General features: G+C 48.9%; 12 protein-coding genes and 1 pseudogene. 12 read left to right on the top strand and 1 reads right to left on the bottom strand.

Annotation, left to right across the window (positions count from 1 at the left end):
• Positions 1–13 precede the first annotated feature (13 nt).
• Positions 14–507, top strand: a pseudogene (locus ACUZ8J_RS16040) (type II secretion system protein).
• Positions 508–567: 60 nt separating this feature from the next.
• Here the strand turns inward: ACUZ8J_RS16040 and ACUZ8J_RS16045 are convergent.
• Positions 568–1,068, bottom strand: a complete 501-nt coding sequence (locus ACUZ8J_RS16045) for a zinc ribbon-containing protein (protein WP_023268299.1) — start codon at positions 1,066–1,068, stop codon at positions 568–570.
• Between the two features lie 121 nt (positions 1,069–1,189).
• Between ACUZ8J_RS16045 and leuS the strand changes: the two genes are divergently transcribed.
• The 11 genes from leuS to ACUZ8J_RS16100 all read left to right on the top strand — a co-directional run bounded on the left by leuS (position 1,190) and on the right by ACUZ8J_RS16100 (position 13,220).
• Positions 1,190–3,769: a leucine--tRNA ligase gene (gene leuS, locus ACUZ8J_RS16050; RefSeq protein ID WP_446694344.1), complete on the top strand. Its 2,580-nt coding sequence runs from the start codon at positions 1,190–1,192 to the stop codon at positions 3,767–3,769.
• A 59-nt stretch (positions 3,770–3,828) separates the two neighbouring features.
• Positions 3,829–4,323, top strand: a complete 495-nt coding sequence (locus ACUZ8J_RS16055; protein ID WP_011621788.1) for an LPS-assembly lipoprotein LptE — start codon at positions 3,829–3,831, stop codon at positions 4,321–4,323.
• Between the two features lie 52 nt (positions 4,324–4,375).
• Complete coding sequence (gene holA / locus ACUZ8J_RS16060; protein WP_446694345.1) at positions 4,376–5,407, top strand: DNA polymerase III subunit delta; 1,032 nt, start codon at positions 4,376–4,378, stop codon at positions 5,405–5,407.
• Between the two features lie 12 nt (positions 5,408–5,419).
• Positions 5,420–6,058, top strand: a complete 639-nt coding sequence (nadD, locus tag ACUZ8J_RS16065) for a nicotinate-nucleotide adenylyltransferase (protein ID WP_446694346.1) — start codon at positions 5,420–5,422, stop codon at positions 6,056–6,058.
• Positions 6,059–6,175: 117 nt separating this feature from the next.
• Complete coding sequence (rsfS, locus tag ACUZ8J_RS16070; protein ID WP_037430791.1) at positions 6,176–6,505, top strand: ribosome silencing factor; 330 nt, start codon at positions 6,176–6,178, stop codon at positions 6,503–6,505.
• A complete protein-coding gene (gene rlmH / locus ACUZ8J_RS16075; RefSeq protein ID WP_011621784.1) occupies positions 6,505–6,975 on the top strand; it encodes a 23S rRNA (pseudouridine(1915)-N(3))-methyltransferase RlmH in 471 nt (156 codons plus the stop codon). Before rsfS ends, rlmH begins: the two co-directional genes overlap by 1 nt.
• A gap of 60 nt (positions 6,976–7,035) precedes the next feature.
• Entirely contained in the window at positions 7,036–8,892 is a 1,857-nt protein-coding gene (mrdA, locus tag ACUZ8J_RS16080) for a penicillin-binding protein 2 (protein WP_446694347.1), read from the top strand.
• On the top strand, positions 8,889–9,992 hold the full coding sequence (gene rodA, locus ACUZ8J_RS16085) for a rod shape-determining protein RodA (protein ID WP_011621782.1): 1,104 nt from the start codon (positions 8,889–8,891) through the stop codon (positions 9,990–9,992). Before mrdA ends, rodA begins: the two co-directional genes overlap by 4 nt.
• A 17-nt stretch (positions 9,993–10,009) precedes the next feature.
• The gene (gene mltB, locus ACUZ8J_RS16090) at positions 10,010–11,074 is read left to right on the top strand and encodes a lytic murein transglycosylase B (RefSeq protein WP_446694348.1); all 1,065 of its coding nucleotides are present in this window, start codon (positions 10,010–10,012) and stop codon (positions 11,072–11,074) included.
• Positions 11,058–11,900 (top strand): septal ring lytic transglycosylase RlpA family protein, encoded by an 843-nt coding sequence (locus tag ACUZ8J_RS16095; RefSeq protein WP_011621780.1) that lies wholly within the window; start codon positions 11,058–11,060, stop codon positions 11,898–11,900. Before mltB ends, ACUZ8J_RS16095 begins: the two co-directional genes overlap by 17 nt.
• A 144-nt stretch (positions 11,901–12,044) precedes the next feature.
• Positions 12,045–13,220: a serine hydrolase gene (locus ACUZ8J_RS16100; RefSeq protein WP_011621779.1), complete on the top strand. Its 1,176-nt coding sequence runs from the start codon at positions 12,045–12,047 to the stop codon at positions 13,218–13,220.
• Positions 13,221–13,329: the final 109 nt, after the last annotated feature.

Here is a 13,329-nt window from a genome sequence, read left to right on the forward strand (position 1 = left end):
ATAGAGTCAGAAATTGATTAATCAGAAACGCATTCAAGGTTTTACCTTAATCGAACTCGTCGTCGTTATCATAGTGCTCGGGATTTTAGCGGTTATTGCAGCGCCGAAATTTATCGGTATGAGCAAAGAGGCGCGGGAGAAAAGTCTGCTGCAACTTCAAGCCAGCGTAAAAACCGCCAATACCTTGGCCTATTCCAAGACCCAAATGCCCAGCTTACAGAGTCAAGCCGTCGCAGGCCGTGATGATATTATTGACATCGACCTTAATGGTGATGGCGTGGCAGAAACCCGCCTCAAGTGGGTTATCTGGACAATACCGATATCGAAAAATGGATAGAGAAAGATGATAAACTCGTCATTCAATATCAAGGTATTGATATTACATATATTGGCTACGACTTGGATGCTAATACCTTAGTCAACGATGACCAATGTTATTTCCGCTATACCCAAGCAGCCGATGCCAACACACCACCGCTTTACGATATCAATGTCCAAGGCTGTTGATGGCTAATAAAAAACGACGCTAAGCGTCGTTTTTTATTTATGCACGTTGAAGCAATCCCCTTAAGGCGTTAATGCCTCGCGGGTAAACTCTTCATGGTCACACTCGGGGCAATCGGGGATCACGCCCGGAAACTCAATACTCATTTCATGGCCGCAGTTAGTGCACACCATCACCCCTTGGCTAACAATATCGCCACTCTGGTAATAGCCGTGGTGTTTAAAGTCTTGAGCCAGTTCATGCCATTCCACTTGGCTGCGGTCGGTGATTTCACTTAACCAATGCCAAAGGGTGTTTTCTAGGGTGATCACCGTGGGGCTGTGGCTTAAGCTGTCGGCATTTTGCTCACGCAAAAAGCTGGCGATATCACGCTTTAAGAATTGCTCAACTAACGCGAGCTCATCTTCCCCCGCTTGTTCTTTGAGGCGTAAGAACTCCTTCCCTTGAGTGACAGACTTAAATAAATTCTTTGCAGTCAGCGAGTTATCTTCCGCAAATTGCGCTTTCACTTCGTTAATTAAGGCTTGATACAGTCCTAGTAGCGCACTACTTCTATCATTCATAACCAATACTCCTTCATAGAACCTTTTTAATGCATCGCTTCTAGTTTATTCTATGCAGATCTTATTCGCGTCGATATGGCGTTAGATCAAATAAATAGGCGGCACTGCCGGAAATAGCGTGATGCAAGAGCAATATAATCCCTCAGAAATTGAAGCCTTAGTGCAAAAGCACTGGCACGACAACAAAACCTTTGAAGTTACTGAAGATGCGAACAAAGAAAAGTTTTATTGCCTTTCGATGTTCCCCTATCCTTCAGGTCGACTCCACATGGGACACGTTCGCAACTATACCATAGGCGATGTGGTTGCCCGCTTCCAGCGTCTTCAAGGCAAAAACGTGCTACAACCTATCGGTTGGGACTCTTTCGGTTTGCCTGCAGAAAACGCCGCAATCAACAACAAAACAGCCCCAGCACCATGGACTTATCAAAATATTGAGTACATGAAGAATCAGCTAAAACTGTTAGGTTTTGGCTACGACTGGAGCCGTGAAATCGCCACTTGTACCCCAGAATACTACCGCTGGGAACAATGGTTCTTCACTAAACTGTACGAAAAAGGCTTAGTTTACAAGAAGACAGCTTCTGTTAACTGGTGCCCTAACGATGAAACCGTACTGGCCAACGAGCAGGTGCAAGACGGTTGCTGCTGGCGTTGTGATACCCCTGTAGAACAAAAAGAAATTCCACAGTGGTTCATTAAGATCACCGCCTACGCCGAAGAACTGTTAAACGATATCGACACCTTAGACGGCTGGCCTGAGCAAGTTAAGACCATGCAGCGCAACTGGATTGGTCGCAGCGAAGGCGTTGAGATGACCTTCGGTGTAGCGGGTAGCGACAAGTCATTCGATATCTACACAACCCGTCCCGATACCCTGATGGGTGTAACCTATGTGGCGATTGCTGCGGGTCATCCATTAGCAGAATTAGCCGCTCAATCTAACCCAGAGCTGGCTCAATTTATTGAAGAGTGCAAAAACAGCACCACGTCAGAAGCCGATTTAGCCACCATGGAAAAACGTGGTGTGGCGACTGGTCTATACGCAATTCACCCCATCTCTGGCAAACAAGTGCCTATTTGGGCGGCGAACTTCGTACTGATGAACTACGGCACCGGCGCCGTGATGTCAGTCCCTGGCCACGACCAACGCGATTACGAATTTGCGAAAAAGTACAATCTGCCCATCGAAGCGGTAATCAAGCCTGTTGATGGCGACTTGGACATCAGCGAAGTGGCTTACACCGAAAAAGGCGTACTGTTTAACTCTGGTGAGTTCGACGGTTTAGACTTTGACGGCGCCTTCAATGCCATCGCCGACAAGTTAGTGGCTGAAGGTAAAGGCAAGCGCCAAGTGAACTACCGTTTGCGTGACTGGGGTGTATCACGTCAACGTTACTGGGGCGCACCAATTCCTATGGTGACCTTAGCCGACGGTACTGTTATTCCAACACCTGAAGATCAACTGCCGGTGATCCTGCCAGAAGATGTGGTGATGGACGGGATCCAAAGCCCAATCAAGGCCGATAAAGAATGGGCGAAAACCCAAGTTAACGGCCAAGACGCGCTGCGCGAAACCGATACCTTTGATACCTTTATGGAATCTTCATGGTATTACGCCCGTTATTGCAGCCCACAGGCTGATCAAATGTTAGATCCAGCCAAGGCTAACTACTGGTTACCTGTGGATCAGTATATTGGTGGTATCGAACACGCTTGTATGCACTTGTTATACTTCCGCTTCTTCCACAAGTTGCTGCGTGACGCTGGCCTAGTAAACACTAACGAGCCAGCAAAACAACTGCTGACCCAAGGCATGGTTCTGGCCGATGCCTACTACTACACCAACGATAAAGGTGCCCGTGTATGGGTGTCTCCGCTGGATGTAGTCACTACCGAAAAAGACGACAAGGGCCGAGTGACTAAGGCTATCGATAAAGACGGCAACGAACTGGTTTACACCGGTATGTGCAAAATGTCTAAGTCGAAAAACAACGGTATCGACCCACAGGTAATGGTAGAAAAATACGGTGCCGACACAGTTCGTCTGTTTATGATGTTCGCATCACCACCAGAATTAACGCTGGAATGGCAAGAGTCAGGCGTTGAAGGCGCACACCGCTTTATCAAACGTCTGTGGAAACTGGCCAGCGATTATGTGGCGCAGGACAACAGCGAAGCCTTAGACGTTAGCAAATTAACAAGCGAACAAAAAGCGCTGCGCCGTGAAGTGCACAAGACCATCGCTAAGGTGACCGATGATATCGGTCGTCGTCAGATGTTCAACACTGCGGTTGCCGCCGTGATGGAACTGATGAACCACCTGCAAAAAGCGCCACAAACCACAGGTCAAGACCGAGCCATCATTGGCGAAGCTTTAACTGCGGTAGTGCGTTTACTGTACCCAATCATCCCACACGTGAGCTTTACCCTGTGGAACGAACTGGGCAACACCAACAGCATCGAAGACAGCCAATGGCCTGTTGTGGATGAATCTGCTCTGGTAGAAGACAGCAAACTCATCGTGGTACAAGTGAACGGTAAAGTGCGCGCTAAGATCACTGTCGCTGCCGATGCTGACCAAGCGTCTGTTGAGGCACTCGGTATGGCGGACGAGCAAGTCATCAAGTACTTAGATGGTGTTACGGTTCGTAAAGTTATCTATGTACCCGGTAAACTGCTCAGCATCGTTGCCAACTAACATCGTTGCTGTGATAAACGGATGCTGTCCACAAGACAAACAGGAAACCGCGAAAACTTATGCTAATTAAACGCTTAGCTTTCGCAATCATGGCGCTGGTCATTATGACCAGCGCAGGTTGCGGTTTTAAGCTTCAACGTAGCTACCAAATCCCCGAGCAGCTCAATCAACTCAGTTTGAGCAGCTCGGACGAATACAGCGAACTCACCCGTTTGGTGCGTGAGCGGTTACGTTTGAACAACGTCAAGATTGTCGATGCCGCCAATGATGTGCCAGTGTTAAGGCTCATCACCGACTCCTTAGAGCGTTCTACCCTGTCACTTTACCCTACGGGCAATGTGGCTGAGTATGAGCTTATCTATTTCGTCGAATTTGCCGTGGCCTTGCCGGGCAAAGAGGCGCAGCCTTTCAAGATTGAAATTCGCCGCGATTACTTAGACGACCCTCGCACCGCACTGGCGAAAAGCCGTGAGATGGAACTGTTAGTCAAAGAAATGCGTATCCAGGCGGCCGACCGGATCCTGCAATCCATGGCCAGCACAGAGGTGAATTAATGCAGGGTCCAAATTAATGTGGAACTGCAATAAAATGTGGAGAGTGATTTAAATGCGTGTTTATCCTGATCAACTCTCCCGCCATCTCAATCCGCTTCACGCTTGCTACCTGATTTTTGGTGATGATCCTTGGTTGCTCGAAACCTCCAAGGATCAGATCCGCCAAGCAGCCAAACGCCAAGGGTTTGAAGAGCGCGTTCAGTTAATTCAAGAAACGGGTTTTAACTGGGGTGACTTGACCCAAGAATGGCAATCCATGAGCCTGTTTTCTAGTCGGCGCATCATTGAGCTAACTCTGCCAAACGCAAAACCCGGTGCAGATGGTTCGGCGGCGCTACAAGCGTTGCTGCAAACGCCAAATCCTGATGTGCTGCTGATCCTCGAAGGCCCAAAACTCGCCAGTGAGCAAACCAATAGCAAGTGGTTCAAAACCTTGGATAGTTTAGGGATTTATTTGCCCTGCACTACACCAGAGGGCGATCAATTCAGACGTTGGCTCGACTCACGCATTGCGCACTTTAAGCTGAATTTACAGCCCGATGCGCGCGCTATGCTTTACAGCCTCTACGAAGGGAATTTACTCGCCGCCGATCAGGCCATGCAGTTACTACAACTGTTAAGCCCAAGCCAGCCCATCGGCGCCGACGAATTAAGCCATTACTTTGAAGATCAATCCCGCTTTACCGTGTTTCAGCTCACCGATGCACTGCTGAATAATCGTCAAGACAGTGCTCAGCATATGCTGGCCCAGCTCAACGGTGAAGGCACGGCCATGCCGATTTTACTCTGGGCCTTATTCAAAGAGCTGCAGTTACTGCTTAGCCTCAAGAGTGAACAAGCCCAAGGCGCGCCCTTAAATAGCCTGTTTGGTAAACATCGAATTTGGGATAAACGCAAACCCTTGTACCAAACCGCGTTGCAGCGCTTAAGCCTCAGCCAAATCGAACATATGCTTGCCTTCGCGTCTAAGCTGGAGCTAAACCTAAAGCAATTAGGCCATGAAGATTGGACAGGGCTTAGCCACCTGTGCTTATTATTCGATCCTAAGGCCCACGGCCATTTGGCCCACATCAGCTTAGATTAAGGCAGAGTGTTGATGCGTATCGGTATTTTAGGCGGCACCTTCGACCCCATACATTACGGCCATATTCGCCCCGCGATGGAAGTCAAAGCGAGTCTCAAGCTGGATAAAATCCTGTTGATGCCCAACCATATTCCGCCGCATAAAAACACCACCCACTCGAGCACAGCGCAACGGCTCGAAATGGTCGCGCAGGTATGTGAGGCATTAACAGGTTTCGAGCTCTGTGATATCGAAGCTAAACGCGACAGCCCATCCTATACGGTTGTCACCCTTAAGCAGTTAAGTCGGCTTTATCCCGATGACGAACTGTTTTTTATCATGGGGATGGATTCGTTTATTCATCTGCAAAGCTGGCATAAATGGCAGCAACTGTTTGAATTAGCCAATATTGTGGTATGTCAGCGCCCGGGCTGGCATTTAGCCGAAGGGCACCCAATGCAGCATGAGCTAAGCGCCCGTCATGCAACGCACGAAGCCTTAAGTCACTCAAGCGAGCCGCAACATGGGCGCATCTTTACCGTCGATATCAGCCCACAGGATATTTCGTCCACTCAAATTCGCTCACAGCTGGCCATGGGGGAAATTCCACAGGACGCTCTGCTGCCCGTCACTCTAAATTACATTCAAAAACAACGGCTTTATTTTTCTTAGGCTGAAAATCAAGCGCTAAGAGTACAAACTCAGCCGCTAAGATCGCTAAGAGAATGTATTCCCCCGCTTAAGACTGATATACTAGCGCGCTATTTAAAATGAATGAGGTACATCAGCGTGCAGAGCGCCGAATTAAAGCAGTTTGTTGTCGACAAAATCGATGATTTAAAAGCCCGTGACGTCGTGGTTATCGATGTCAGCAACCAATCTAACATCACCGACTATATGGTGATTTGTTCAGGTACATCTAAAACTCACGTGAAAGCGATCGCCGAAAACCTCGTGCTCGAAGCGAAAGCCGCTGGCATTCCACCAATCGGTATCGAAGGCCGCGACAGCAGCGAATGGGTATTGGTGGATATGGGCAACGTGATCCTGCATGTTATGCAAGACCAAACCCGCGATTTTTACCAGCTTGAAAAGCTCTGGTCAGAAAAGCAAGCCTAATGAAGTTGCAACTTATCGCAGTAGGGACACGGATGCCCGATTGGGTCACCCGCGGCTTTGAAGAGTACCAACGCCGCTTCCCCCGAGATATGGCGCTGGAACTTATCGAAATCCCTGCCGGCAAGCGCGGAAAAAACGCTGATATCGTTCGTATCCTGCAAAAGGAAGGCGAGCAAATGTTAGCGGCGATCCCTAAGGGCAATCACATTGTCACCTTAGATCTTCCCGGCAAAAACTGGACTACGCCAGAATTGGCGACCGCCATGAACAAATGGCAACTCGATGGTCGTGATGTGAGCTTACTGGTTGGCGGCCCCGAAGGCTTAGCGCCCGCCTGTAAGGAAGCCGCCCATCAGAGTTGGTGCCTGTCGGCATTAACCCTGCCCCATCCTTTGGTGCGGATTGTGGTTGCCGAAAGCTTATACCGCGCGTGGAGCGTGAACACCAATCACCCTTATCACAGAGAATAGCGGGATCTTGATGTTAACGAGTGTCAACCACCCGGATGGGATCAGCTGGAGATAGCCTAAGTGTCGCCAAAAAAGCGGATAACCATGCACGACCACGCCGCCGAGGCGTCACTGTTTAAGCGCCGTGCGCTGTTCACTTTTTTTTGTGTTGTCGCCCTCCTGAGCGTGTTGGTGACCAATCTTTATCACCTTCAGGTTGAATCCTATAAAGATTACGCAACACGTTCTAATGACAACCGTATTCGTGTCGTGCCCATCGCCCCAAGCCGCGGCCTGATTTACGACAGAAACGGCGTACTCCTCGCCGAAAACCAACCCTTTTACTCCCTCGATCTGGTCCCAGAGAAAATTGCCAATATGTCCGAGACCTTGGACGAGCTAGGCAAGTTAATCGAAATCACCCCAGATGAGCGCGAAACCTTTACCGACGCCTTAAAGTTTCACCGCCGCTTTAAGCCGCTTACCCTTAAAAATCAGCTGACTGAAGAGCAAGTGGCGATTTTTAGCGTGAACCAGCATCGCTTTCCCGGGATTTCCGTCGAGGCGGGTTTAAAGCGTAACTACCCCTATGCGAGCCAGCTCACCCATGTGCTGGGCTATGTGGGCAAAATCAACACCCGCGATCGCGCCCAATTGGAGCGTAACGATCAATGGAAGAACTATGCCGCCACCAAGGATATTGGTAAGCAAGGCATTGAAAAGTTTTATGAATCTCTGCTACACGGCACGCCAGGTCACCTCGAAGAAGAAGTGAACAACCGCGGCCGAACTATCCGTACCCTTAAAATCGTACCGCCGGAGCCGGGGCAAGATATTTACTTAACCCTCGATTTGCAATTGCAGCAAAAGGCGGTGGAATTACTGCAAGGTCACCGTGGCTCAATTGTCGCTATCGACCCGAGGGACGGCGGCATCTTAGCCCTAGTCTCAAGCCCTAGTTACGACCCGAATCAGTTCGTTCAAGGGATTAACAGCAAAGATTACAGCGATTTATTAAACGATAAATCTCGCCCACTGATTAACCGCGCGACCCAAGGTCAATATGCGCCAGCCTCGACGGTCAAACCCATTATCGCCCTGCTGGGATTGGATGAAAAAGCCGTCACCGAGCGCACCCGTATTTGGGACCCTGGCTTTTGGCAAATCCCCGGCGTGGAGCGTAAATACCGCGACTGGAAACGTTGGGGCCATGGCTGGGTGAACGTCTACAGCGCCATCGTTGAATCCTGCGATACCTACTTCTATGAATTGGCTTATAAAATCGGTGTCGATCCTATCGCCCGCTTTATGGAGCAATTCGGCTTTGGTCAAAATACCGGTGTCGATATTTTCGAAGAGTCGGCGGGCAATATGCCGTCGAAGGAATGGAAGCGCTTAAAATACAACCAAGCTTGGTACATTGGTGACACCATTTCTGTCGGTATCGGCCAAGGTTACTGGACCGCCACGCCATTGCAATTGGCCAGCGCCACCGCCATTCTCGCCAACGATGGTCGCCGCTTCCCACCGCATTTGTTAAAGTCGATTAAGGATAATACGGCCAAAATTGACTCACCAATTAACGAGTTACCGCCGATTGAACTTAAGAACCCGCGCAACTGGAAAATCATCAATGAAGCTATGCGCCAAACCGCTCATAAGTCTCGCTTCACCGACGCCAGTTACACGGCTGCGATGAAAACCGGTACGGCGCAGGTCATTGGCGTGGCCGAAAACACTAAGTACGATGCCAATAAGATTGCCGAGCATTTCCGCGATAACGCCTTAGTAGTCGCCTACGCGCCCTTTGAAGATCCTAAAATCGTCCTCGCAGTGGTGATGGAAAACGCCGGCTGGGGTGGCGCAAACGCAGGCCCTGTAGCCCGCGCCATGCTCGATGAATACATGCTAAGAGACACTTGGAAACCAACGCCATGAGTGCCCATCAACGTCAAAACATCTGGCAACGATTGCATATCGACTTGCCCTTACTGCTCGGCCTGTTTGCCGTCATGGGCTTTGGCCTGTTTGTCATATACTCCGCCAGCGGTGAAGATCTTGGCATGATGGAGCGCCAACTGTTTAGGATGTTTTTATCCCTAGGCATTATGTTTACTATGGCGCAGATCAATCCCGAGGCGCTAAAACGCTGGGCCCTACCGATTTACCTTGCGGGGATTGTGCTGCTGCTTGGGGTGCATTTTTTTGGGGAAATTAACAAAGGCGCGCAGCGCTGGTTGAACTTAGGCTTTATGGAGTTTCAGCCTTCGGAGCTGATTAAGCTCGCCTTCCCCATTACTATGGCTTGGTATATCAGTAAGTTCCCTCTGCCGCCGAAGAAACGCTACCTTGCGGGTGCTGCAGTGATCCTCTTAGTACCGACGCTTTTAATTGCCAAACAACCTGACTTAGGCACCTCGATTTTGGTTGCCGCATCGGGCATTTTCGTGCTGTTTTTATCGGGCATGAGCTGGGCAATTGTGGGTGGTTTTATTGCCGCCGTATTAGCCTTCTTACCGATCCTTTGGTACTTCCTGATGCACGATTACCAAAGAACCCGCGTATTGACTCTACTCGATCCAGAGCAGGATCCCTTAGGTGCCGGTTACCATATTATCCAATCGAAAATTGCCATCGGCTCAGGTGGCCTCTGGGGTAAAGGTTGGCTCGATGGCACTCAATCCCAATTAGAATTTATCCCCGAACGTCACACCGACTTTATCTTTGCGGTGATCGGTGAAGAGTTTGGCCTGATAGGCAGCATTATCCTGCTCCTGATGTATCTCTACATCATCGGACGCGGCTTAGTCATCGCCTCTCGGGCGCAAACTAGCTTTGCCAGACTCCTTGCCGGCAGTATCACATTGACTTTCTTCGTTTATGTTTTTGTGAATATTGGTATGGTTTCAGGTATCCTGCCTGTGGTGGGTGTACCTTTACCCCTTGTCAGTTATGGTGGCACTTCCATGCTGACATTGATGACAGGGTTTGGCATTCTTATGAGCATTCATACCCATAGACGTTTTGTAGATAGATAATTTTTAGGGACTTCTTAATGCCTATTCTTCGAGCTTGTTTGGCTCCACTGGCAGTGCTTTGCCTCAGTTCATACCTCATTGGCTGCTCGACCGCGAACGAGCCAGCAACAACTACACCGCAGCCAAGTGCGGCCGTGACCACACAGGCGCCAACACCTGTATTGCCCGAGGCCTTAAAGGCAGAGTTTATTAAAACCCAAATAGCACAAGGCTTTACTCAAGCCGAAGTGGAAAGTTTCTTGGCCAAAGCCAATTACAACCAAGCGGTTATCGATGCGATTTCTCGCCCTTGGGAAGCTAAGCCTTGGCATCAGTATTATCCGATTTTCTTAACAGAAAAGCGCCTCAACGCGGGCCTAGCCTTCTGGAAAAAACACGAAAAAGCAATCGCTAAAGCCGCGTCAAAGTACCAAGTCGAGCCACAAATTATTGTGGCTATTATTGGTATCGAAACCTTCTATGGTCAGTACACGGGCAATTATCCGGTAATCGACGCGCTCTATACCTTAGGGTTTTATTACGAGCCAAGAGCCACATTCTTTCGCAAGGAATTTGGCGAGCTGATGAAGCTGGTAAAAGAAGAACACTTAGATATCAATAACCTAAAGGGTTCTTACGCTGGCGCCATGGGCTTTGGTCAGTTTATTCCGTCAAGCTACCGCCACTATGCCGTGGATTTTGATGGCAGCGGCAACCGTGATTTACTCCAGAGTCCAGAGGATGCCATTGGCAGTGTCGCCAATTATTTCCATGAACACGGCTGGCAGTTGCACGCGCCCGTTGCGCTTCCTTTAGTGAACAGCAGCCCCAATGCGCCTAAAGCCAAAGTGTGGGCCGGCGAGAAGTTGCAGTACAAGGTTTCTGATATTCTCTCTCCAAGTTTATCGCTGGCCAATGCCCGTGATTTAGATGCCTCGCAAAAGGCCATGCTTATCGAGCTGGAACAAGTGGATAGCAAGGACTACTGGTTAGGGCTCAATAACTTTTATGTGATCACCCGTTATAACCGTAGCCCTTTGTATTCCATGGCCGTTTACCAATTTAGCCAACAACTGAAGCAACAACATGACGCTAAGAAATAATCTTTTACAGCTCTTGATGCTCGGCTGCTGTTTTGCGCTTGCGGCCTGCTCAAGTTCTAATTCTGGCTCGGCTAGCGAGAAGAACAAGAACATGGATCCCAACAAGGGCCGCTATGCGCTAAAAAACGATAAGATGCCCATCAATCCACCCAATGTGGACCATGTGCCAAACGCGACCCCAAAATACGAGCCTTACAGCCGTCGCGGTAATAAACCTTACACGGTTTATGGTGAGTCCTATACGGTGTTAGATTCGGGCCAAGGCTTTTCCGAAACTGGCCGCGCCTCATGGTACGGCGAGAAATTCCACGGCTATGAGACATCGAATGGCGAGCCCTACGACATGTATGGCATGTCTGGGGCACACAAGACCTTGCCTTTGCCAAGCTATGCTCGCGTCACTAACTTAGATAACAATAAGCAGGTCATTATTCGGATTAACGATCGCGGCCCTTTCCATTCGGACCGGATTTTGGACTTATCCTACGCCGCCGCTTATAAGCTGGGTATGCTAGGCACAGGTACAGCACGAATTAAGCTGGATGTGATCTATATTGGCACCCAAGCCGCGACACAATCGGCTATCGCCAGTATTCAATCCTCAGGCAATCATTACATACAATTGGTAGCTTCGAAGGATCAGCATAGGCTGAACAAAATGGCGAAGGATCTGGAGAAGAAATATCAGGTCAAGACCCGTGTACAACCAGCAAACAATATGTATAGACTACAGCTCGGTCCAATTGGCCAAACCGAACTGGCCGACCGATTACTCAATAAAGTGAAACAAGACGGTTACCCCGAAGGCTATATGGTTTTGGAGTAGTGACCGCTCACTATAAGATATAGATTTAGCTTAAAAATGCCCCAGATGAAGGAACCTTCACTGAAAACCTTTGTCGAAGGGTGGTATACTCGCGAAACTATTTTGCCTTTTCTTTCAATACAACCAAAAAGACGTGCTAAGTTAATGATGAATTTTGTAAAAAGTCCCATTAAAACATTGCTGCTAATTTCGAGTGTTTCTCTTCCTGTTTATGCTGCGCAGCCGATTGTTACCCCTGATGCACCTACAGTTGCCGCCAAGGCTTACGTCTTGATGGATTATTACTCGGGCCAAATCATTGCCGAAGAAAATGCCTACGAAAGCTTAAACCCAGCCAGCTTAACGAAGATGATGACCAGTTATGTGATTGGTCAAGAAATCAAAGCCGGTAACGTATCCCCAGATGATGATGTGACCATCAGTAAAAATGCGTGGTCGAAGAACTTCTCTGACTCATCAAAAATGTTCATCGAAGTGGGTAAAACCGTTAAGGTTTCCGACTTAAACCGCGGCATCATCATCCAGTCGGGTAACGATGCCTGTGTGGCCATGGCCGAACACATTGCTGGCACCGAAGGTGCATTCGTCGACATGATGAACTCATGGGCGAAGCAGCTTGGTATGCGTGACAGCTACTTCGAAAACTCCCACGGTTTAGACTCTGAAAACCACAAATCAACTGCCTACGATATGGCGTTATTAGGTGCCGCACTTATCCGTGACGTGCCCGAAGAATACCGTGTCTACAGCGAAAAATATTATACCTTCAACGGTATCAAGCAATATAACCGCAACGGTCTGCTGTGGGATAACAGCATGAATGTCGACGGTATCAAAACCGGCCACACCTCTGGCGCGGGTTATAACTTAGTTGCATCTGCCACCAAAGACGGTATGCGTTTAATTTCAGTGGTCATGGGCACCCAGAGTGAAGCCGCCCGTAAAGCCGAAAGTAAAAAGCTGCTGACCTATGGTTTCCGCTTCTTCGAAACTGTAACCCCTTACAAGGCGGGCGACAGCTTCGTAACCCAACAAATTTGGTACGGCGATAAGAGCACTGTCGATTTAGGTGTTGCTACTGATACCCCAATCACCATCAGCCGTGGCCGCGCGAAAGACTTAAAAGCCAACTTCGAACTGACTAAGCCACTGGACGCACCACTGAAAAAAGGTGAAACTGTTGGTCGCTTATACTTCCAGTTAGATGGCAAAGATATTGCTCAATTCCCGCTGGTTACCCTGCAAGAAGTCAATGAAGGCAGCTGGTTCAGCAAATTAGTTGATTACTTTAAGCAACTGTTTTCTGGTTGGTTTAGCTAATCGGAATCACAAAAACTAAGCCACCTTCGGGTGGCTTAGTTGTTTTTGGGGGAGTATCGCCCTTGAATCGGGTATAATCGTCACCATATAGTTCCCATTAAAATGGTTA

The sequence above is a fragment of the Shewanella sp. Koi 1 genome, assembly GCF_052907445.1.

Bases quoted from the DNA above. Each gene is read 5' to 3' on its own strand.
- nadD (WP_446694346.1), top strand. From the start codon at position 5,420: ATGCGTATCGGTATTTTAGGCGGCACCTTCGACCCCATACATTACGGC.
- rlmH (WP_011621784.1), top strand. From the start codon at position 6,505: ATGAAGTTGCAACTTATCGCAGTAGGGACACGGATGCCCGATTGGGTC.
- ACUZ8J_RS16055 (WP_011621788.1), top strand. From the start codon at position 3,829: ATGCTAATTAAACGCTTAGCTTTCGCAATCATGGCGCTGGTCATTATG.
- ACUZ8J_RS16100 (WP_011621779.1), top strand. From the start codon at position 12,045: ATGATGAATTTTGTAAAAAGTCCCATTAAAACATTGCTGCTAATTTCG.
- holA (WP_446694345.1), top strand. From the start codon at position 4,376: ATGCGTGTTTATCCTGATCAACTCTCCCGCCATCTCAATCCGCTTCAC.
- rodA (WP_011621782.1), top strand. From the start codon at position 8,889: ATGAGTGCCCATCAACGTCAAAACATCTGGCAACGATTGCATATCGAC.
- mltB (WP_446694348.1), top strand. From the start codon at position 10,010: ATGCCTATTCTTCGAGCTTGTTTGGCTCCACTGGCAGTGCTTTGCCTC.
- ACUZ8J_RS16045 (WP_023268299.1), bottom strand. From the start codon at position 1,068: ATGAATGATAGAAGTAGTGCGCTACTAGGACTGTATCAAGCCTTAATT.
- ACUZ8J_RS16095 (WP_011621780.1), top strand. From the start codon at position 11,058: ATGACGCTAAGAAATAATCTTTTACAGCTCTTGATGCTCGGCTGCTGT.
- leuS (WP_446694344.1), top strand. From the start codon at position 1,190: ATGCAAGAGCAATATAATCCCTCAGAAATTGAAGCCTTAGTGCAAAAG.